Genomic DNA, 20389 nt, shown 5'->3' on the forward strand with positions numbered 1-20389 from the left:
ACCAACCGCGGCATAGAGATCAACGGACATCACCATGGGGGACGATGTGTTGGGCACCTGCGACAAACCGGCGGTCATGTACGCCGACAATGTGGTACTGAGTTCAGTCGGTTCCGCTCCGGAGCCAGAGAGGGAAGGAGACGAAGCCGGAATGGCCCCGGCCAGCGCGGCCGACAACGACTCAGAGGAAACCTTCACCTACGGCCGCCGGCTGCGCCGAGCCCGGCTGGCTAAGCAGTGGTCTCAGTTGCAGTTGGCGTATCGCATGCGCGACGTCGGTAAGAAGCGTCGGGGCGCCGCAACGCTGCACTCTCTGCTCATCATGATCAGCAAGTGGGAGAACGATCGCAAGCACCCGAATCAGTACAGCTTGCACCTGATCGCCGCGGCGCTCGAAATCGATGTGGCCAGCCTGGGGCTACCCGTCGATCAAGACTTCGTGTTCTAGCCGAGCGCGCACACGGGCGAAGCCTCCCCGCGCCGTCATACGGTCAGCGGGAGACGGCTATCAGCCGCTGGTCTCGCCAGAACCCTCCTGGCTGACGCCGCTGAAAACCCCTAATGCCCAGACCAGCACGCTGGCGTAGGTGTGCAACGCATCCGGAAACTCCACGAGCCGGCTTTCGCCACCGTCGTTGCCCGCAGCGACGGTGGCGATGTCGTCGTATGACGCCGACGGAGTGCCCTGCATCTGGTTGGTGATCAAATCCAGCAAATGCTGGCGGGTCTGCGCCATCATCGCGTTTTGCTCCGCTACGACCCGCGACTCCGCGACGTCATCGGCGAAACGGATGTCTGGCAGATACAACCCGGCTGCGGTGATGACGTCGGACGGGCTAATGCGCTCCGAGCCTGGCAAGGGAGCTGGTCCGCCGGTCGCGACCGCGGCCGCGACCTGTGAGGCGTACACGGCATAGGCCGTGCTGGCCCGCGCCAGAACGATGATCGCCTGCTCGAAGTGCTGATCGGCCAGGAGCTGGAGATCCCCGGTGACCTGACACATCAGCGGACCCGACCGGGGGTCCGTCCGTTGAGTTTCCAGCGCGGATTCGACGTGCAGGGTGAAGGTCATCGCCTGATGAAGGTGGACTGCGGCCAGATTGCATGCCGTCCCCATTCCCAGCAGTGAAGCTCGCACGTCTGCCGGTAGCCGTAGGCCCATATCGGGCTGCAACAGCTGGTGCGTCGTCGGCACCATCTGTGGCCGTCTCCCCTCGTCCGGAATCCGCGAGAGCCAATCCACAGCGGACTCGCAGAGTATTGCAAGGTACTTATCTGGCCGCGTGGCACCGCGTCAAGAAAACCAAGTTGTTAGCCAGAAGGACAGCCCCGGACAGCCCCGGTTAGCTACCCCGAACGCACGATGTCGCCGAGGGTCGAACTCGTGGCAAACGTTCGACCGACTCTAGACGCGCACCCCTCCGGATTTTGTGCACCCCCCAACCCGGGTGTGGACGTTCACAGCCCCAGGGCCGTGCAACCGAGGCCGACGCGCACCGTGTCGCCGCTGGCCAGCGTGCCCCGGCGCCACCGTGCCGCAGTCGTTCGACGCCTGCTCATCCTGGCCTGCCGTCGCGCAGAAGCCGGCACCCGCTCAACGGGCTGACTCATCAGGCCGGGCTTCGTCCCTGGGCATCTCCTCTGGTTCCGACAAGAAAGGTCCCTCTGACCATGCGCCTGCGCCATCTCATGGCCTGCCTGCTGGCCGCCGCGCCTATTGCCGCGACAACGGCGGCCCCGGCCACCGCCTCGCCGCCTCGCCCCGACGCCTCAACCGCGACCGCCGCCACGACAACGGTCGCCGTCACGATCAGCCTGCATGGCCCGAGCGAGCAGCAACTGCGCTCGTACGCAACCGCCGTGTCCACGCCCGGCAACAGCCAATACGGGCGTTACCTCACGACGGCTCAGCTACGGCAACGCTTCGGCGCCCAGCCCAGCACCGTCACGCGGGTCAGCCGGTGGGCCCGCGGAGCCGGATTCACGGTCGGCGCGCTGGATGCCACCGGCACCCGTCTCCCGCTGACCGGCACCGTAGCCACGGTCAGGACGGCACTCGGCGCCACCCTGTACGACACCGTGCAGGACGGGATCAGGGCGCGGGTGGCCACCGCCGTCCGGCTGCCGCCGCGCATCGCGGCTGATGTCGCAGCCGTCACCGGCCTGAACGAACAACCGGCCCAGCCGATGAGCCTAAGACCCACGACAGCGCCGAACAGCAGCCGTGGCAGCTGTCTTTCCGCGTCAACGGCAGCCGCGGTCCTGGCGCCCTGCCTGGCTCGTCCCGACGTCGAGCAGCCCACCGCAACAGGGCGCAGGCCGGTCGTGGACGTGTCGGGGACCACCGGCGCCGTGGTGAACGGCAGGCTCGACGGGTGGAAGGTGCCCCCACAGCTCCCGGTGCGGAGCTCGGGCGTTTGTGCAACGTCCTGGGCGAGCCCGGACACCGCACCGGTGCAAGGCCGCAAGGCCGGGTCTGTGTCGATGCCGCTGTGCGGCTACACCGGCCCGCAGCTGCGATCGCTGTACGGGCTGCGCGCGGCCGACGACGGCGCCGGGCAGACCATCGTGATCGTCGGCGCCTACAACCAGGCGTCCACGCTGCGCGACGCCAACACCACCTTCGCCCTCAACGGCGTCGCCGCGCTGCCCGCCAACCGGTACGAGGTCAAGACCTACCCGGCCGGCGGGGCGCGGGCCCGCGGATGCGACACCGCCGCCTGGGGTCAGGAGCAGGCCACCGACGTGCAGACCGCCCACACCCTCGCCCCGGCCGCGAAGATCGTTTACGCCGCAGCCGGCGATTGCACCCGGCTTAGCGACACCCTCGCCCAGGTTGTCGCCGACCCGCAGCTGCGCGGCAGCGTCGTGTCGAACTCGTGGGGCTATCCGGCCGAAGCGCTCAGCAACGACGAACTCGCCGCCACCGACGCCATCCTCGCCCGCGCCGCGGTGCTGGGCACCGGCACGTACACGGCCTCCGGGGTATACGGCTCGGCCACGAGCACCGGGATGCTGCTCCCGGATCGCGCTTACCCGGCGTCGTCACCGTGGACCACCGCCGTCGGCGGGACCACCAGCGCCGTCGGTGCCGGCAACACGGTGTTGTGGCAGACCGGCTGGGCCAGCTCCGCCACCGCACTGAACACCCGCACCGCCGAAAGCAACGCCCCTGCGGTGGCCGGTGCCGGCGGCGGAACCAGCGTGCGGGAGCCGCGTCCCGGATGGCAACCGGCCGCGAACCCGATGCGGCAGGTGCCCGACCTGGCCGCACTCGCCGACCCGAACACTGGCCTGTTCGTCGGGACTACCACCGAGGGCCGGTACGGCGCCGGACCGGTTGGCGGCACCGGACTGGCCACGCCGATCGTCGCGTCATTGGCCGCGCTCGCCCAGGCCCGCAGCGGCCAACCGGCCGGCCTGATTACCCCGCAGCTGTGGACCCGCGACCCAGCGACCACCACGCTCACCGACATCCAGCACGTTGACGCCGCCGTGTGGACGCCGCAGATGTCCGCAGCGCCGGCCGAGCCGGACGGGTACCTGGTGCGCACCGACGCGGCCGAGCCGCACGCCGGCCGCGGCTGGGATCCGGTCACCGGGCTGGGCGCCCCCGGACGAACGTTCGTGGCCGATGTCGGCTGACCCGCGCCGCTCAGGCGCACACCGCCGCACCACGGAAGGGCTGACGGCCGCAGGGCTCGGTGCCCTGCTCGCCGCCGCCGGCCGCCGCAGCCCCTCCGACGATCGCCGGGCACGAACCCGAGCGATGCCGGTGCCGTTCATCTCGGCCGCGACGCTGCAGGAACTGCCGGAGGTCACCGCCCAGACCACCCTGGCCGGAGCACCGCCCGATGATCATCCCGACCGCGGCACCGCGGGCCTCATCGTTCACCCGCGCGCTCCGCTGCCGGTCTTGGACGCCGTGGCCGGAACCGCTTTCGCGCAGATCCGTCCGGCCTGGCACGGCACGGAGACCTGGCTGCCGGTCATCGAGCAGCAGCCCGGCTGGGCGCGGGTGCTGCTGCCGTCACATCCCGGAACTACCGGATGGCTCGACGTCAGCAGAGTCACCCTCGCCGGCAGCCCGTACACCATCCACCTCGACTTTCGCGCCGGTGAGCTGCGGCTGCTGCGCGACAGCCGGGCCGCCGGCACCTGGCCGGCGACGCTGGGCGCAGCACCCGGGTCCGTCCCGGCCGGGCGCACCTTCCTGCTCTCCTGCGTGCGCCGAGCGCCCCGTACCGCTCCGGTGCTGCTGCGCCTGGCCGTGCCCATCAACGACCGCGACCCGGGTCTGCTGACCATCCATGCCGGCTCAGCACCGCTGGGCGAGCCCGGCGAGCGCAGCGGTATCCGCGTTCCCGACAGTGCGATGTCCGCCCTGCAGGCGGTACCGCCTGGCTGCCTCGTCCACATCGACACCAGCCCCGGCGAGCCCAGCCAGCTCTGGCCCCCCGACGTCAACTGACCACCACCTGTTCACGGGAGGAAATTGCCGTGGCCCTCACCGGCTGGATCCACCACACCCGCGACCTGCGCGACGAACGAGCCACGGTCAACGCGATGGCCGCCCGCCTGCACCCCGCGGTGCTGCGCCGTGATGTCGTCCGGCTGGCCCGGCGCACCGCGTTCGCCCACCGCGGGATTGACGGCGGCTACGCCGACTGGCGACACCCGGAACGCCCCGATCCCGATCTGGCCGCGGCCATCGACGGGCAGCTCACCAACCGGCAGCACCTCGAGGAACAGCTGTACGGCCAACCGCGGCCGTTGGCGGGTGACGCCGAAGTGCTCCTGCACGCCTACCGGGCATGGGGAGCCAGCCTGGTCGACCGGATCGACGGCGCTTACGCCATCGCCATCTGGGACAACCTCACCCGGCAGCTGCTGCTCACCCGTGACCCGCTCGGCGCGAAAACCCTGTTCTTCACGCTGGTGGACGGCGGAATCGTGTTCGCTACCCGGGCCACCGCGCTGCTGGCCCACCCGGGGGTCAAACCGGTCGTCGACGCCGACGGCCTCAACGAACTGCTGACCCTCGGTCCGGTTCGCACCCCCGGCCACGGCGTCCTGGACGGGGTGGCCGAGGTCCTGCCCGCCGAACTCATCCAGGCGAGTCCGGGCGGACTGCGCCGGCGCCGCTACTGGTACCTCGAAGCTGACGACCCTCGCCACGACGCGGACACCGCCGTGCAGGTCGTCCGTCGTGCACTGGCCGAGACCACCGCGGCGACCCGCACCCGCCCGGCGAGCGCGGTGCTGCTGTCCGGAGGCATCGCCTCGGCCGCCGCGGCCGTCTACGCCGCCGGAACCCGCGGACACCGGCCCGCCGCCTGGACCCTCGCCCCGACCGACCCGCCGGACCTGCCACCCGACGGTGGCGCGGACGTGGACCAGGCCGAGCGCACCGCGGAGCACCTGCGCCTGCGCCACAGCGTGCTCACCTTCGACACGGACACGCTTCTCGACACTGCGCACGCCGCGCACGAGGCCCTCGATTTCCCCGGGGAGGCCGACGTGGATGCCGTTCTGCTTGCGGGGCTTCGGCGGATCGCGGCTGCGGGCAGCACCAGCGTCGTGACCGGTGACGGCGCCGATGCGGTCTTCGGCGGCTACCGGTGGCTGCACGACCCGCTCACCCTGGCCACCGACGACTTCCCCTGGCCCGGCGTCGGCGACCCCGCAGACCTGCTCAACGCCGACGCCCGCCGCCATCTCATGCCCGGGGTGTACCGCCGGCACCGCTATGAAGAAGCCACCCTTGGGGTGCCGCATCTGACCGGCGCCGACGCACTCGGGCGACGCCGACGCACGATGGCGTATCTGACCCTCACCCGATATCTGCCGCACCTGCTGACCCGCCTCGGCCAGCTCGCCGACGCCGCCGAGGTCACCCTGCGCACCCCGTTCGCCGACTGGCTACTCGCGGCCTACCTGTTCAACACACCGACGGGCCTGCGGCACCTGCTCGGCGTACCGAACGGGCTGCTGCGCCACGCCGTCGCCGACTACCTTCCGGCCGGAACTACCTGGCTTCGGCCCCGCCAGTTCCCCAGCGCCGATCTGCTCGATGGGTGGCAGCATGCCCGTTTCGCGCAGCTGCGCGACGTGCTGGACGACTCTGATGCACCGCTGCGCCCGCTGCTGGACCGAGACCGCGTCGCTGACCTGCTCACCGGGGCTGCCGGTCCGGTCAGCGACCGCCCTGCGGCCACCGTCGCGTACCTCGTCGACGTCAACGCGTGGTTGCGGCGCCACCACATCTCGCTCACCTGACCCACCGACCCTTTGCGAATTCCTTCTGCAGGAGCATGCGATGAGACTCGACCCGTTCAGCGGCCCTTACAGCCGCGACCCCGCCACCACCTGGCGGCGCATCAACGCCACCGCCACGTCCGTCAGCTACGACGACGACCTCGAGATGTGGCTGATCGCCGGACACGACAACGTACGCGCCGTGCTGTCCGACACCACGAACTTCAGCAACGCCGCCACCATGCTGCCGATCACCGCGCTCACCGCCGACGCCGGTAACATCCTGGCCGGTCTCGACGCCCCGGCGGTGGCCGTTGCCGCCGATCGCCCGCAGCACCTGCGCACCCGAACGATCCTGCGAGCGTTGATGCCCACCACCGCGGTCCGCGCCGAACAGCAGTGGGGGCCGCTGGTCGCGGCCCGCACCGACGATCTGATCACCGACATGAAAGTGCATGAGCCGACCGACCTGATGCACTTCGCGGTGCAGCTGCCGCTGCTGGTCATCCAGGATGTCCTCGGCCTGCCGACCGCGACTGCGCAGCAGGTCCGCGCGTGGACCGACGCCTTCGCCGACCTCGTCTGGGGCAATCCGACCCCCGAAGCGCAGATCGAGCACGCGTACTCCAGCGTGAGGTTGTGGCGGTTCTGCACCGACATCGTGTCCGGCCGCGTCGACAGCGGCCACTACGGCCCCGGTCTGATCGGTGAGCTGCTGCGTTACCGCAACAACGACGACAGCAATCTCACCGTCGCCGAGGTCGCCGCCCTCGCGCTCAACATCGTCGGCGCCGGCTGGATCACCACCGCCGGAGCCCTCGGCAACGCCCTCGCCCACGCCCTGGCCGATCCCGGCCGGTGGGCGTCGCTGGCCGACGACGAGCACTACCTCAACCTGCACGTCGAGGAAACCCTGCGGCACAGCCCCGCCATCGACGGCTGGCTGCGCCTGACCACCGCCGACGTAACCCTCGACGGGGTCACCATCCCCGCAGGCAGTCGCTGCCTGGTGCTGATCGGCGCGGCGAACCACGACCCCTCGGTCTATGCCGAACCCGACGTCTTCGATCCTGGCCGCGGTCGTGCCGGGCAGCACCTGGCCTTCGGCGCCGGCCCGCACTACTGCGTCGGCGCCGCCCTGGCTCGCCTCGAACTCACCACCGCGCTGCGCGCGCTGGCCCGCCGGCTGCCGGATCTCGCCTTGGCTCCGGGGTTCCGGCAGCAGTTCAAGACCAGCGCGGCCCTGCGGCAGCTCACCAACTTGCCGGTTCAGCAGCACCCGGCCGGCCGGTGCCCGGTCGCGCACGGCACCTCCGCGGGGCCGCGGTCATGACGGGACACGGCATGACCGACACCCGCCCGGCCGGTTCCGTCCTCCGGTCCCCGGGCGCCGGGCGAGCGATGAACGCGTGCCTGCGCGCTGTGGAGGCCCGGCTGGCCGCCGCCGCCCCGACGAACATCGGGTTTCCCGCTGCCCGTGACATCGACTACCGGCCGCTGGCGCCGCTGCTGGGTCATCTGCTCAACAACGTCGGCGACCCCGGCATCGACCCGCTGTACCCGGGCCACGTACACGACCTGGAACGCGAGGTGCTCGACTTCACCGCCGAACTGTTCCGCGCCCCGCCCGGCTGGAGCGGCTACCTCACCAGCGGCGGCACCGAGGGCAACCTGTACGGCCTGTGGCTCGGGCGCACGAAACTCCCGAACGCCGTCGCGTACTACTCCAGCGCCGCGCATTACAGCGTGCCGAAGGCGTGCCACCTGCTCGGCCTGCCCGCCGTCGAGGTCGCCACGATGGCCAGCGGTCAGATCGACTACACCGACCTGACCCGCAAAGCCGCGCGGAACCGCAGCCGGCCAGCGATCGTCGTGGCGACCATCGGCACCACCATGACCGAGGCCGTCGACGACGTCACCGACGTCCACCACGCCCTCGACGTCGCCGGGATCCGGCACCGCCAGGTGCACAGCGATGCCGCCATGGCCGGCGTCCCGCTCGCTACCACCGTCAGCCGGCCCGCTTTCGATCTGGCTGACGGCGCCGACAGCATCAGCGTGTCCGGCCACAAGTTCTTCGGAACCCCGGTGGTCTGCGGAATCGTCCTGACCCGCCGCCAGCCCGATGACCTCAGCCCCACCGTGCCGTACCTCAACACGCACGACACCACCATCAGCGGATCTCGCAACGGCCTTGCCGCAGCCATGCTGTGGCACGCGACCACCTCCCTCGGGGCGGCCGGGCACGCCGCCCGTGCCGAGCGAGCTCGTGAGGTCGCCGCTTACGCCGTCCAACGACTGCACCACATCGGGTGGCCGGCTTGGCGCAACCCCTTGTCCTTCACCGTGCTTCTCAGGCGACTTCCCGCCAACATGGCAACCGTCTGGCCCCTGCCGACAGAAGGCGACTGGTCACACATCATCTGCATGCCCGGCGTCGAGACGTCGCACATCGACCAACTGGTCGACACGCTGGCCGCATACGGCCGTAACTCACAATAAATAAGAGGTCCCGAGTCCCTATTCATCGCATGCCGCGAGAGCGAGGGAAACGATGAAATCGAAGCGCGAACGTTCCGCGGCGGTCTTTTACTGACCGCGTTGTGCGTACTGCTGACGCAGAATAATAAGATCCTGTCGGCAGAGTTCTCGTTCTCGCTCATCTGAGGCAAGGTCAACGAGGGTGCTGAACGACTTTTGCGCACGATCGAAGTCCGCGCGCACACCGTCGCGTTCGAGACGTGCTACCAGCAGCGGCCCAAGCAGTTGGTGAGCCCGCCGAACGGCGGAGTTGACAATCCGCGGATGGCCTAGAGCGCGTTCTGCCACATCGATGGCGTCATCGAGGTCAGCCCCCGCCGCAGACGGCATGACCCGGCTGCGCGACGCGGTGACGCCGGCAAGGTCGAGCAACCTCATGGCGTAGGCAGGATCGTCGTCCGTCGTGTGGTCGAGCAGCCGCACGAAAACGGCAACAACAGCGTCTGCCAGTGCCGGATCCTGAGTCTTCAGCCAGTGTGCGCGGACGGCTGAGGCATGGCCTTGCAGGGCACGCAGCAAAGCGGTCGGCTCGTCCGTCTCGGCGCCGCGCGCGATAGCGTCATCGACCTCTCGGCGTAGCTGAGGTGCGACGTCACCGCCGTTTGCGGCATGCATCCACACGGCGAGAGCGACATACGCGTGAGCGTCCTCCGCGCTTGCCAATTTCGTCGCACGCAGACGATGCACCACGATGACATCGGCCAGAACACCCACTGGCAGCGCTACACCCTGACGGCGCTGCTGCAAGATGGCATCGAGTGCCTGTGATGTATCGACAAGCGCCTCGCTCTCAAGGGCTGCACCCGCATCATGGCGGTCTACATAGTTCTCGACGCGGCGGCGCAGCCGCGCTTCGACGGTAGAAGGCGCTTTTCGGCGCCGCCAGAAGGCCACCGGTCGAGATTAGCCGTCACCGGCAAGCCGGTCCACCGCTATCGCCGCAGCGCCCAGCCCGGCAGGACCACCACCTGTTTGCCCGGCCCCTATCGGCCGGCCGGGTCACCTGCCGTTACGTCCTCGGCGAGAAACAACTGCGGCCGGCCATCCATGGAAACCGGTGGCGGGTTAGCGAAGGACAGCGCTGGACAGCCCCGGACAACTGCCGTTGCCATAACAGCCCAGGCAGGGTAGATGGCGTGACCGATCCGCATTTGCGCGAAAAGTATTGCGATCGGGCGACGAGCGATGGATATGCGTCCGAGGGGGGCGTCGATCGTCGCCTCGGGTAGTGATTCACCGACGATTTAGTCGGGCGAATTCCCCGTGCTGCTCGGGTCACCGGCCGGTACCTGTCGGCTGCCTTTCGCTGACCACGTGCGATTGCCCCCATCAATCGCACGTGGTCAGCCAACAACGTGACGACACTCGAAACTAATCCAAGGGGATGGATGGTGCTCTCGATCGCCGCGCCCGATGCGCCACCCCTCGATGTGATGGTGGCTGCCGGGGACTCCGCATCGCCGCAGAGCGGCACGGAACGGGCGGCCTATCCGGTAGCAGCTGACCAGCGCAGCCACGAGGGGCCGGTGAACCAGCCGCTCGTCGTACGAGCACGGGCAGTTCCCAGCGAGTTCGGACCCGCAGACATCGCGGAACGGACATGGCTACAAGCCGCCGCCCTGCACCCCGCCGCGATGATCGCGATGTCGTCGGCCGACGGCGGAGTCGGCCGCTCCACCCTCGTCGCCGCCCTCGGCGACCTGCTCGCCCTTGCTGTGCCCGGACCGGTCGTTGCCGTCGACATGCACCCCGTGCCCTGGGGTGGCCTCGGCGAACGCATCGGCCGGTCGAACGCCGGGACTATGTGGGACGCGGTTCGCGACCTGCATACCCTGACCGGCCGCTACGAGGTCGAGCGGTGGACCCAGCGCAGCCCCTCGGGGCTGCTGGCGCTGGTCGGGGAAACCGAAGGGCAGGGCCGCCGCCCGCCACGCCACGACGAAGCCGCAGCGGTCGTCGAGGCGGTGCGCCGGCTCTACCCGCTCACGATCTGCGACGTCATGCCCGCCATGATCACAGGCGTCTGGCGCACCCTGGCCGCCGCGTACGCGCCGGTGCTGGTCGCGCGAGCGACCACCGACAGCCTGCACCACACGATGCGGCTGCTCACCCACCTCCGGGCGGCCGGAAACGGCGCCGTGGTCGACCGGGCAGTGCTGGCCGTCGTGGCCGCGTCGCCGGCTACCGACCGCACGGTGCGCGCCGTCCTGCAGCAGGCGGCCTCGGTCGTCGCTGACGTCGTCTCGATTCCTTATGACCCCCAGCTCGCCCGGCCCGAGCCGGTCGACGCGCGGCGCCTGAAGAAGCAGACGCGGACCGCGCTGGTGCAGCTGGCCGACGCCGTCATCGCACGGTGCGCCGATCCCCGGGTCGCCTTACCCATCGCTGCCCGAAAGGAGCGCGCCTGATGATCTCCACGCTGACTGCTTGGCTCGCCGTACGGCTACCCGATGTCGCCCAGCACGTGCTGGCAGCACCCGGGCCGACGCCGACGCCGTCGAACGGCCCCGGCGGGTTCGACTGGACCAAAATCCATCCTGACGGCTCTGAAATCCCGAAATCCGACATCTTCTACACGATCATGCGGTCGGTCATGTGGCTCGGCATCGTAGCGGCCTTCTGCGGTCTGGTAGCCGGAGCAATCGCCTTCGGAGTCGGCCCGATCTTCGGCGCCCACATCGTCTCCGACCGCGGCAAGAGCATGATGTGGCGCAACGGCCTGGTGGCGATCATCGTCGGTTCGGCCACGGCCATCATCGCCGGCCTCTTGGTGCTGTGAGCGCGGCCATGCAAGCGACCCAGGCCCCACCGATCGGCTCAGGCCACCGCCTCATGCGCCGGTCGGGCATCGCGCGGGGGCTGCTTCTGCTCGGTGCCTGCATCGCGATGCTGCTCGGCGGTGCGGTCCGCGCCGAGGCGGCCCCCGCCCCGAGCCCCGCACCGTCGAGTCCGGTCGTCGACGCGGCGTGCGCGGCGAAAGCACCCGGGTCGGTTGCGTGGTGCATGCCGTGGGCCGTACACGTCGACAAGCCCACCGATCAAGGGCGCTCGCACTGGGTCACGCAGTGCAGCAAAGCGACCAGCGACGCCGACAAACAGTCCTGCGCCGCCGCGTCGATCACCCTGAGCAATAGCCCGCGCGACGGGACCGCGTCGGTGCTGATGGACGGCCCGAGCACCGGCGCCGGCCCCAAGGGGCTGGTCAACTGCGCTGCCCAGCTCCCTGTCGGCTACAACCCCAACTCGCACACAGAGCCGGCCGTCGAGCCCAAATACAACTTCTGCCAGCAGCAGGTCTCCACGTTGGCCGCCCAGATGTACGACCCGGACCCTAAACCGCCGGACTGCCCGGTCGCTGACCTTGACTGCAAGGTGCAGCGCCATGCCCAGGAAGCGCTGGACACCGGTGTGCGCGCCGGCATTCAAGGGCTCGTGGACGTGGCGGTGCAGGGCGTGGTGTTCCTGCTGTCCCAACTGGCGAGCTGGGTCTTCAAGGTCACCGCTATCTCGGCGCCGGACGAAGCGTTCTACTCGACCTACAACTCCGTCGCCGGCGTGATGGTCGGGCTGGTCTTCATCTTCTTCATCATCTCCACGGTCATCAACGGGCTGCGTACCACCGCCGGGCCCAGCCCGGTCGCATCGCTGGGCGGCCTGGTGCGGGCAGTGCTCGGGGTCACGTTCGCCGGCGGGCTGGCCTACACGATCGTCGCGGCGTGGGACCAGGCCACGAACGCGGTCATCGACGCGAACGCGCGCACCCTGTACGACCCGTCCGCGCTGGTGAAGAGTTTCAGCAACCTCACCGGCGGCGCCGGGACGATGTTCATCGCGCTGCTGCTGTCCGTGCTGGCCACGATCGGCCTGCTCCTGCTGTTCGTCATCATGCTGTTCCGCGGGTTGCTGGCCACCGGCGCCGCCCTGTTCGGGGCGGTCGCGATGTCGGGGCAGGCCATGCACGAGACCCGGTCTTGGGGACGCCGCTGGTTCTGGACGGTCAACGCGCTGGGGTCGTCGAAGTTCTTCATCGCCGAGCTGTGGATCTACGGATCCCGGTCGGCGTACGGGTCGGACGACCTGATGAACGCGCTGCGCGGGGTGCTGCTGATCTGGCTGATGGTGGTGGCGCCGTGGATCCTGCTGCGGCTGACGACCCTGTGGGACGGCTATCTCTCGGACGTCAACGCCTACGGCATCCTGTCGACTGCCGGCAATCCGCTGCAGTTGGGCGCCGACTTCCTCAGCAGCGCCAGCGGCAACGGAGCCACCGACACAGGTGGTGGTGGAAGTCCAGGTTCTGGTGCCGCCGGCGTCATGGACGAGAACGCCGCGAGCGTGCCGACCACACCGGTCGAGGCAGCCGAGGGAGCAGCCGGGGTCGGTAACGGCACCGGCCGGCAGGTGGGCGATGCGGCCTCGACCGGTGCCGACGGCGGCCAGGTCGGGCAGCCCGCCCAAGACGCCGGTAGTGACGAACAAGGCCAGGACGGCGCCGGTGAGGCGCCAAACGGCGAGGAAGCCAACGGCATCGAGTCGGGCGCGCAAAGCGCGCAGCACGACGTCGCATCCGGGCAGCTCACCGCCCCCGGCGACGCCACTGGCTCACAAGGGTCGCTACCGGTCACCCCTGGCGGAGCGCAGACCGCCGACCCGACCGGTGGCCTCACCAGCGACCTCACCGGCGCCGGGACGGATACCAGCGGCGCTGCAGCCGGTACCTCCCCCATGCCTGATGCGGCCGGCGGACTGTCTCCCGCTGCTGCGGGCGGTGACCCAGCAGGCGTTTCGTCGGCGGGTGGCGAGCAATCAGGAGCCGCTCTGACAGCGGGGCCGGATAGCCCGCCGCAGCACAACCCATCGGCCGACGGCGAGCAGTCCGGTGGCCGCGCAGGCGGCGGCGCGAGCGGCGACGGTGCTGCCGCCGCTGCCTCGGAAGTGCCCATCGTGCCGATCTAGATAGACCGTGACGGAGAGAAGAACCGATGAAATTCCAGTTCCCGCCGCGCTCGACGCGCGGAGCGGTCCTCGGGTTCGCCTGGTCCCAGATCGCCCTGGTCATGGCCGGTGTCATCACCGCTGTCGTGGCTCTCAACCTGCTGGTCGCCGGCCATCGCGGACCCGCGATCAGCGCGTTCGCCGGCTGCGTGCTGCTGGTGACGCTGGGCCTGCTGCGGTTCAAAGGCCGCCGGGTAACCGAGTGGGCACCGGTCGTTGGCGGAGCTCTGCTGCAGCGACGTGCCGGGCAGGCCGAATACCGCGGTGGCCCGTACGCGCCGAGCAGCGTCGAGCAATGGATGGACCTGCCCGGACCAGCCGCCGCGTACGTGTGGCTGAACGCGACCGCCTCCGATGGCACCACACAGATCGGGCTGCTGCACCATCGCCGCGAGAAGACCGTGACCGCGGCGCTGACGTGCTTCGGCACCAACCTCATCCTGGCCGACCGCGACGTGCAGAGCCAGCGGCTGAGCGACTGGGCACAACTGCTCAACATCCTTGGCAGTGAGTACGCCGACGCCGGTCTGATCCGCTGGTCGGTGACCTCCCGGGCGGTGCCGGACACCGGCAACGCCGCGCAGCGTTACCTGGTCAACCGGGCCGTCGACACCAGCTCCGCGGCGTACCGGTCCCTGGCCCAGCTGACCGCCGCCGCGGCGCCCGCGGCGCAACGCCACGAAATCTACCTCTCAGTGGTGTTCGACATCGCCCGGCTGTCCGGAGAGATCGCCCAGGCCGGCGGGACGGACGCGGCGATCGCCGCGGTGGTGCTGGACCGGCTGACCGGTATCGAGTCCGCGGTGACCGAGGCCGGGATCACCACCGGTGGGTGGCTGTCGCCGCGCGCGTACGCCGCGATCATCCGCACCCAGTTCGACCCCGACGATCAGGAAGTCGTCGACCTGCGCGCCAGCACCACCGCGGCCGGCGACGGCCCCACGGCGGCGGGAGTCGAACCGCGCCTGGCCGGGCCGATCGCCGCCCGCACGGTCGGTTGGAACACCTACCAGCACGACTCCGCGTTCTCGAGAACGCTGTGGGTGGCGCAGATGCCCCGGCAGCTGGTCGCCGCGACGTGGCTGAGCCCGCTCTACATGCGCACCACCTCCCGGCGCACCGTCAGCCTGGTCGCGCAGCCGGTCCCGGCCGCGGTGGCGCAGCTGGCCACCCGCCGGGAGAAGGTGTCGCGCGCCGGCGACGAGGTCACCAAACGCAAACTGCGCCTCGTGCGGACGGCTCGGGAGGATGACGAGGCCCGCGCGGTCGAGCAGATCGACCGGGAGCAGGCCGCCGGGCACGTGCGTTACCGGTACGCGCTGCTGGTCACCGTCACCGCCGCCACCATGCCGGACCTCGATCGTGATGTGCGGTCAGTCAAACGGATCCTCTCGCGGGCTGGCTGCGAGGCCATCGTCCTGGCGGGGGAGCAGGACCAGGCGTTCGCCGCCGGGGCGCTGCCGTTGGCGCGCGGGTTGAAGCCCGCCCGGGGGTGGTCCGCGTGAGCCGCCGCCGGGTCCTGCGCCGGGAGGGTTCTCTCGCGGACCGTATCGAGCAGCGGGCCGCTGCCCGCGACCTTGCCCACGCACAGGCCGCGCTGGAACGCGAACAAGCGGCGGTGGCCCGGCAGGAGGACCGGCTGCTCGGCCCGGTGCCGGTCGGACGGCGTGGCGCCTACGGCCGGGCGGCCGGCCGGGTGTTCTGGCAGATGCAACTGCCGCCGCTGACCACCACCTCCGCCCAGCTCTGCTCGGTGTATCCGTTCGTGTCCGACCCGGGTCTGCCCGTCGACGGGCCCCTGATCGGCCTGGAGGTCTACAGCAGGTCGGCGTTCACCTTCAGCCTGCACGAGCTGTACCGGGCGAAGATCATCACCGCCCCGAACATGGTCGTCACCGGCGAGATCGGCTCGGCGAAGTCGTCGCTGCTCAAGACCCTCGCGTTCCGCGGGATCCCGTTCGGGACCCGGTTCTACGGCACCGACTACAAGGGCGAATACGAACAGCTCGCCGCCGCAGCCGGCATCACACCGGTGCGGATCGGCCCCGGCCTGGGCGTGATCATGAACCCCCTGGCCGGGATCCGCCGCTACCCGCAGCAGACCGAAGCCCAGTGGCGGCAACTGCAGCGCTCGCGCCGGCTGCTGCTGCTCGAAGGACTCCTGGAGATCCAGCTCGGCGGACCCTTGCAGGAAGCCGAACGCTCGCTGCTGGAGTACGCCGTCGACGCGGTCACCCGCGAACACGACGCCTCCGCCGGCCGGCTTGCCACCCCCACCCTGTCCGCGGTGCTCGCCGCGACCGGCGACCCGACGTTGTGGCAGCACCGCCTCGACCAGCTCGCCTACCCCGTCGACACGTTCGTCACCGACTCGCGCCGAGTCCGCCTGGCCCTCGAGCGCTTGATCAGTGGAGCGTTGGGTGGGGTGTTCGACGGCCCGGTCGAATCCAACGCGCGCCTGGACTTCACCCAGCCCGGGGCGATCCTGGACCTGCGCACCATCCGCGCCAGCGATCAGATGACCGCGATGGCGATGACCTGTGCCCAGTCCTGGCTGGAGACCGAACTGTCCGCGCCGGACGCCCCGCCGCGGGTCTGTTTCTACGACGAGTTCGCGCTCATCGCCCGGCACCTGCCGCTGATCCGCCGCATGCGTGAACAGCTCAAGCTGGCCCGGGCGCTGGGCATCGCCAACGTGCTGGCGTTCCACCGCTTCAGTGATCTGGCCGCGTCCGGGTCGGCTGACTCCGAACAGGTCCGCATCGCTCGGGGCCTGATCGAGGACTCCGGTGTGCGGGTCTCCTACCGCCAGGCCACCGGCAGCCTGGAACAGGCCCGCGAATTCCTCGGCACCTCCGATGTCGAGACCGACCTGATGCGCTACCTGCGCCAGGGCGTCGGCCTGTGGAAGATCGGCACCCGCTCCTTCGTCGTCAAACACCAGCTGTCCCGGCTGGAGACGGCGATGGTGCACACCGATAGCCGCATGGAAGCCGACGAGCCGGCCGCACCGGTCGACGGCGCCGACTACGACGCCCGGCTGGCCGCCGCCACCGAGACGGCGGCTGCGTGATGGCCCGCCCGCCGCTGTCCTCACCCGGTCACCGCCCGCCCCGGCAGGGCCGGGCCCGCGCCGACATCCTCGGCCGGCTGGTCCTGCTCGTGCTTTTCGTCGTGATCGCCGTAGTTGGCGTGGTGTCGCTATGGGCGGCCGGGCAGCTGTCCGCCCTGTTGGTCCACCACCAGTGGGCGGACACCACGATCGGTCAGACGCCCGGGATCGTGGTGCGCCTGACCGGCCACATGGACCGGCCCGCCGACGCGTGGCCGGCCACCGCCCGCCCGGTGGTCGGGGGGCCGTGGCTGCTGTATCCGCTGTGGGCGCTGACCTTCTTCGGCATCCTCGCCGGGATCGCCGCGCCGGCCTTGCACGTGGCCAAGACCCGGATGCGCCGCAGCGGGTTCGCCACCCACTCCGACCTGCACCGCACGCTGACTGCCGACGCGGTCCGCGCTCGCGTCGACGTCGTGCGCCCCGGGCTCACGATCGTCGACGCCGACGACCAGCTCGCCCGGGCCGCGAAGACCGTTCGGCGCCGGGACCCCCTCGAGGTCGCCCGGTTCCTGGGCAACGACGCCACCAGCGGCCGGCCGCTCTACCTGGCCAACGAATACACGTTGTTGGCCGCCGCGGTGCCGCGCTTCGGCAACAAGACCACCCGGTACGTGATCCCGGCGGTCGCCGACGCGCGCGGCGCGGTCATCACCACCTCCACTCGCCTGGACGTCGCGGAGATCACCTACGACCGCCGCGCCGCGATCGGCCCCACCCACATCTTCGAGCCGCAAGGCGAGATCCGCGGCGTGCCCCGCATGGCGTGGTCCCCGATCGAGGGCGCCGACGACCAGATCGTCGCCATGCTCAGGGCCAACGGCTTCGCCGCCGGCTCGGGTATCGGCGACGAGTCGGTGGAGAACGGCAAGTGGTTCCGCGACCAGGCCGCGACCATCCTGCGCGGGCTGCTGCACGCCGCCGCCCTGGATGAGCACGCCACCATGCTCGACGTCCTGGCCTGGTCGCAGAACCCGTCCAACTCCCGGCCGGAACGGATCCTGCGCGCGCACGGTGTCGACTCCTGGGCCGACCGCCTCGCCCGGCACCGCGAAACCAGCGGTAGGGCCCGCGACACCATCCAAACCGTCGTTTCCGGCGCCCTGGATGCGTTCAACGACCCCCGCGTCCTGCTGGCCTGCTCGCCACCGCGCGGCACCCAGTTCAAGCCGGTCGACTGGCTGCGCGAGTCCGGCACCATCTACCTGGTCGGCACCCGCGACGCCCAAGCCCTGATCGCTCCACTGCTCGCCGCGCTGAGCGAGGATATCATCTACCAGGCCAAACGCCTCGCGCTCACCGCGCCGGGCGGGCGGATCGAACCGACGCTGTACTTCATCGGCGACGAGATCACCAACATCGCACCCCTGCCCAGCCTGCCCAGCCTGATGAACGAGGGCGGCGGCTCCGGCATCGCCGTCAGCGTATTCGCGCAGAACCTGCACCAGCTCCGCGAACGCTGGGGCGACAAGGGCGGGCGGGCCATCGCCGACTCCGCCAGCGCCCGGCTGCTCATCGGCGGCAGCACCGACGTCACCGGCCTGCGCGACGCGCAAGCCCTGGCCGGGCAGGTCACCGACATCACCTCCAGCCACTCCTGGGGCGGCGGTCGGGCCTCGGTCAACGAAAGCACCCGCCGCGAAAACCTCCTGGACGTGGCCGACCTGCGCACCCTGCCCGAAGGCCGCGCCCTGGCCCTGGTCGGCAACATGCCCCCGGTCGAGCTCGCCGTACCGGCGTGGTGGGAACGCCCCGACGCCGGCGAGCTGACCGCCGGCCGCGACGCCTTCCGCAAACGACTCGCCGAGGCCGCCTGATGGACGCTTCCGACTTCCAACTTCCCGAAGACCCGCCGCCGGACATGGTCGCGGTCGCACAGCTCGCCGCATCCATGGCCAGGCTGACCCAGGCTGTCGACACCTTGCACCAGCAACACCTCGCCCTGGCCGACACCGTCGCCCGCGGCCAGAACGCCGGACCACGCAAGGCCCCACCGAGCATTCCGTGGCCGCTGCGCTGGGCCGACCTTGACCGCGACGCCGCCGCGCAGGTGTGGGCGTGGCTGATCGACTGGGTCGGCTGGGCCGTCGACCGCTACCAGCTCGCCGAAGAGATCCCGGCCTGCTGGTACCAGCACCCGCCGCTGATCGAAGAGCTGACGGGGCTCGCCGCCGCCTGGCACACCGCGTACGACGACACGGCGCCGGCGGACGGGCCGCTGCTGTGGCACGAACGCTTCGCCCGCGCCCGGCTGCGGCTGCGCGATTGGGACGACTACACCCGCTGCCGCAACGGCACCCACACCGACCGGCACCTCGACCTCACCTGGCCCGAGGAATGGCGTGAAGCCGCCGTCCTGGTCGCCGACGCCGACCTCGACGACCGGACGGCCGGCGAACCGGCCGGCAGCCCGCAGGAGGCGACGTCATGACCATGCCCGCCGAAGTGACCTCGGATGCCGCCTGGGACCGCCTCAACACCACTTTGCGGGCCATGTACCGCGACGTCGACGACCTCTTCCAGCGCATCACCGAACCCGAAGCCGATGAGGAAACACCGCAGCCAGAGGAGACCGAACCCGTGAGTGACCTGGACGCCGAGTACGACGCCGACGATCGCGCCGCCGAATACGCCGATGAGGAACGCGTACGCCTTGATGCCGAGACCGACGGCCGTCTCGACGGCGACTACGACACCGATGTCGACGACGACCCCGGCCTGGAGGACTGATGCCCGGCCACACCACCCTCGCCCACGACCGCGACGCCACGGATGATGCGGCCGCCGGCCCTCCGCCCGGCAGTGGCTATCTGCTCTACCTCGACATCCTTCGTGCGCTCGATGAGCAAGGCACCGCGGTCAACAGCGCGCTGCTCGAGGCGCACACCGCCGACACCGCCCAGCAACGCCAGACGGCGATGACCAGGTTGCACACCCGGCTGCGTGACATGGCCGCCACCGCCAACGACGCCCTGGGCAGCTGGCCCGAACACAACGACGGAACAGCATGAACTGCCGGCGACTGGCCGCCGTCTGCGGTCTCGCCGTCCTCCTAACGGCGGGGTGCAGCCCGACCAACAGCTCCACCGCGCCGAGCGAACAAGCCACGACCGCCAGCGGTCATCCCGCTCCCATCGGCGGGCCACGCCGCAACGCCGCGCTGCTCGCCGCCGTGACCTACATCCGGTTGTGGGCCCGGCCCACGCTCGACCGCAACGCCTGGTACACCGGCATGCAGCCGATGGTGACGCCGGCCTACGCGCAGCTGCTCGCCGACACCGATCCGGCACAGGTTCCCGCCCACGCGGTGACGGGCAGCCCGCGCGCAGTGTCGGCTAACACGGCCGTCGTGGTCGCGGACGTGCCGACCGACGCCGGACTCATCCGCGTCACCATCGCCAGCACAGGCGGGCGATGGCTGATCGACCACGCTCGTCCGGCGCCGACACCATGACACCACCGACCCTTGTCACCGGGACCACC

18 protein-coding genes are annotated in these 20389 nt (G+C 70.3%); 16 read left to right on the forward strand and 2 right to left on the reverse strand.

Annotated elements, in window-relative coordinates; all coding sequences use genetic code 11:
- The first annotated feature begins 34 nt into the window (after positions 1 to 34).
- A complete protein-coding gene (locus WH85_RS03795) occupies positions 35 to 448 on the forward strand; it encodes a helix-turn-helix domain-containing protein (protein WP_045740256.1) in 414 nt (137 codons plus the stop codon).
- 60 nt (positions 449 to 508) lie between these two features.
- On the opposite strand, the gene WH85_RS03800 is transcribed toward WH85_RS03795, so the two are convergent.
- On the reverse strand, positions 509 to 1072 hold the full coding sequence (locus WH85_RS03800) for a hypothetical protein (RefSeq protein ID WP_045740257.1): 564 nt from the start codon (positions 1070 to 1072) through the stop codon (positions 509 to 511).
- 599 nt (positions 1073 to 1671) lie between these two features.
- Here WH85_RS03800 and WH85_RS03805 point away from each other — a divergent pair.
- Genes WH85_RS03805 through WH85_RS03825 form a run of 5 tightly spaced genes read left to right on the forward strand, consistent with a single transcriptional unit; the run spans position 1672 to position 8760 of the window.
- A complete protein-coding gene (locus WH85_RS03805) occupies positions 1672 to 3645 on the forward strand; it encodes a S53 family peptidase (protein ID WP_083448767.1) in 1974 nt (657 codons plus the stop codon).
- The gene (locus tag WH85_RS03810; protein WP_157410727.1) at positions 3635 to 4471 is read left to right on the forward strand and encodes a hypothetical protein; all 837 of its coding nucleotides are present in this window, start codon (positions 3635 to 3637) and stop codon (positions 4469 to 4471) included. Before WH85_RS03805 ends, WH85_RS03810 begins: the two co-directional genes overlap by 11 nt.
- A gap of 29 nt (positions 4472 to 4500) precedes the next feature.
- Positions 4501 to 6279 carry an asparagine synthetase B family protein gene (locus WH85_RS03815; protein ID WP_045740259.1) on the forward strand — a complete coding sequence of 593 codons (1779 nt, stop codon included), beginning with the start codon at positions 4501 to 4503 and terminating at the stop codon, positions 6277 to 6279.
- A 40-nt stretch (positions 6280 to 6319) separates the two neighbouring features.
- On the forward strand, positions 6320 to 7591 hold the full coding sequence (locus WH85_RS03820; RefSeq protein ID WP_045740260.1) for a cytochrome P450: 1272 nt from the start codon (positions 6320 to 6322) through the stop codon (positions 7589 to 7591).
- Positions 7592 to 7602: 11 nt separating this feature from the next.
- Complete coding sequence (locus WH85_RS03825) at positions 7603 to 8760, forward strand: histidine decarboxylase (RefSeq protein WP_045740392.1); 1158 nt, start codon at positions 7603 to 7605, stop codon at positions 8758 to 8760.
- A gap of 87 nt (positions 8761 to 8847) precedes the next feature.
- Here the strand turns inward: WH85_RS03825 and WH85_RS49925 are convergent, their stop codons facing one another.
- Complete coding sequence (locus tag WH85_RS49925) at positions 8848 to 9693, reverse strand: hypothetical protein (protein ID WP_157410729.1); 846 nt, start codon at positions 9691 to 9693, stop codon at positions 8848 to 8850.
- A gap of 494 nt (positions 9694 to 10187) precedes the next feature.
- On the opposite strand from WH85_RS49925, the gene WH85_RS03835 reads away from it, so the two are divergent.
- Genes WH85_RS03835 through WH85_RS46630 form a run of 10 tightly spaced genes read left to right on the forward strand, consistent with a single transcriptional unit; the run spans position 10188 to position 20360 of the window.
- On the forward strand, positions 10188 to 11207 hold the full coding sequence (locus WH85_RS03835) for a MinD/ParA family ATP-binding protein (protein ID WP_157410730.1): 1020 nt from the start codon (positions 10188 to 10190) through the stop codon (positions 11205 to 11207).
- Positions 11207 to 11578: a hypothetical protein gene (locus WH85_RS03840; RefSeq protein ID WP_245673808.1), complete on the forward strand. Its 372-nt coding sequence runs from the start codon at positions 11207 to 11209 to the stop codon at positions 11576 to 11578. The genes WH85_RS03835 and WH85_RS03840 overlap by 1 nt, the downstream gene beginning before the upstream one ends.
- Positions 11579 to 11586: 8 nt before the next feature.
- On the forward strand, positions 11587 to 13755 hold the full coding sequence (locus tag WH85_RS03845) for an ICP22 family protein (protein ID WP_157410731.1): 2169 nt from the start codon (positions 11587 to 11589) through the stop codon (positions 13753 to 13755).
- Between the two features lie 26 nt (positions 13756 to 13781).
- Complete coding sequence (locus WH85_RS03850) at positions 13782 to 15299, forward strand: SCO6880 family protein (RefSeq protein ID WP_045740264.1); 1518 nt, start codon at positions 13782 to 13784, stop codon at positions 15297 to 15299.
- A complete protein-coding gene (locus tag WH85_RS03855) occupies positions 15296 to 16867 on the forward strand; it encodes a hypothetical protein (protein WP_245673809.1) in 1572 nt (523 codons plus the stop codon). The genes WH85_RS03850 and WH85_RS03855 overlap by 4 nt, the downstream gene beginning before the upstream one ends.
- Positions 16867 to 18723, forward strand: coding sequence for a type IV secretory system conjugative DNA transfer family protein (locus tag WH85_RS03860; RefSeq protein WP_045740395.1), 1857 nt, complete (start codon positions 16867 to 16869; stop codon positions 18721 to 18723). Before WH85_RS03855 ends, WH85_RS03860 begins: the two co-directional genes overlap by 1 nt.
- The gene (locus tag WH85_RS03865) at positions 18723 to 19337 is read left to right on the forward strand and encodes a hypothetical protein (RefSeq protein WP_052720124.1); all 615 of its coding nucleotides are present in this window, start codon (positions 18723 to 18725) and stop codon (positions 19335 to 19337) included. The genes WH85_RS03860 and WH85_RS03865 overlap by 1 nt, the downstream gene beginning before the upstream one ends.
- On the forward strand, positions 19334 to 19636 hold the full coding sequence (locus tag WH85_RS03870; protein ID WP_157410732.1) for a hypothetical protein: 303 nt from the start codon (positions 19334 to 19336) through the stop codon (positions 19634 to 19636). Before WH85_RS03865 ends, WH85_RS03870 begins: the two co-directional genes overlap by 4 nt.
- Positions 19636 to 19917: a hypothetical protein gene (locus tag WH85_RS03875; RefSeq protein WP_045740266.1), complete on the forward strand. Its 282-nt coding sequence runs from the start codon at positions 19636 to 19638 to the stop codon at positions 19915 to 19917. The genes WH85_RS03870 and WH85_RS03875 overlap by 1 nt, the downstream gene beginning before the upstream one ends.
- Positions 19914 to 20360 carry a hypothetical protein gene (locus WH85_RS46630; protein WP_052720125.1) on the forward strand — a complete coding sequence of 149 codons (447 nt, stop codon included), beginning with the start codon at positions 19914 to 19916 and terminating at the stop codon, positions 20358 to 20360. Before WH85_RS03875 ends, WH85_RS46630 begins: the two co-directional genes overlap by 4 nt.
- The last annotated feature ends 29 nt before the right edge of the window (positions 20361 to 20389 follow it).

Source organism: Actinoplanes rectilineatus, assembly GCF_000962825.1.
Classification (GTDB): Bacteria; Actinomycetota; Actinomycetes; order Mycobacteriales; family Micromonosporaceae; genus Actinoplanes; species Actinoplanes rectilineatus.

Bases quoted from the DNA above. Each gene is read 5' to 3' on its own strand.
- WH85_RS03795 (WP_045740256.1), top strand. From the start codon at position 35: ATGGGGGACGATGTGTTGGGCACCTGCGACAAACCGGCGGTCATGTAC.
- WH85_RS03800 (WP_045740257.1), bottom strand. From the start codon at position 1,072: ATGACCTTCACCCTGCACGTCGAATCCGCGCTGGAAACTCAACGGACG.
- WH85_RS03805 (WP_083448767.1), top strand. From the start codon at position 1,672: ATGCGCCTGCGCCATCTCATGGCCTGCCTGCTGGCCGCCGCGCCTATT.
- WH85_RS03810 (WP_157410727.1), top strand. From the start codon at position 3,635: ATGTCGGCTGACCCGCGCCGCTCAGGCGCACACCGCCGCACCACGGAA.
- WH85_RS03820 (WP_045740260.1), top strand. From the start codon at position 6,320: ATGAGACTCGACCCGTTCAGCGGCCCTTACAGCCGCGACCCCGCCACC.
- WH85_RS03825 (WP_045740392.1), top strand. From the start codon at position 7,603: ATGACCGACACCCGCCCGGCCGGTTCCGTCCTCCGGTCCCCGGGCGCC.
- WH85_RS03835 (WP_157410730.1), top strand. From the start codon at position 10,188: ATGGTGCTCTCGATCGCCGCGCCCGATGCGCCACCCCTCGATGTGATG.
- WH85_RS03840 (WP_245673808.1), top strand. From the start codon at position 11,207: ATGATCTCCACGCTGACTGCTTGGCTCGCCGTACGGCTACCCGATGTC.
- WH85_RS03845 (WP_157410731.1), top strand. From the start codon at position 11,587: ATGCAAGCGACCCAGGCCCCACCGATCGGCTCAGGCCACCGCCTCATG.
- WH85_RS03850 (WP_045740264.1), top strand. From the start codon at position 13,782: ATGAAATTCCAGTTCCCGCCGCGCTCGACGCGCGGAGCGGTCCTCGGG.
- WH85_RS03860 (WP_045740395.1), top strand. From the start codon at position 16,867: ATGGCCCGCCCGCCGCTGTCCTCACCCGGTCACCGCCCGCCCCGGCAG.
- WH85_RS03865 (WP_052720124.1), top strand. From the start codon at position 18,723: ATGGACGCTTCCGACTTCCAACTTCCCGAAGACCCGCCGCCGGACATG.
- WH85_RS03870 (WP_157410732.1), top strand. From the start codon at position 19,334: ATGACCATGCCCGCCGAAGTGACCTCGGATGCCGCCTGGGACCGCCTC.
- WH85_RS03875 (WP_045740266.1), top strand. From the start codon at position 19,636: ATGCCCGGCCACACCACCCTCGCCCACGACCGCGACGCCACGGATGAT.
- WH85_RS46630 (WP_052720125.1), top strand. From the start codon at position 19,914: ATGAACTGCCGGCGACTGGCCGCCGTCTGCGGTCTCGCCGTCCTCCTA.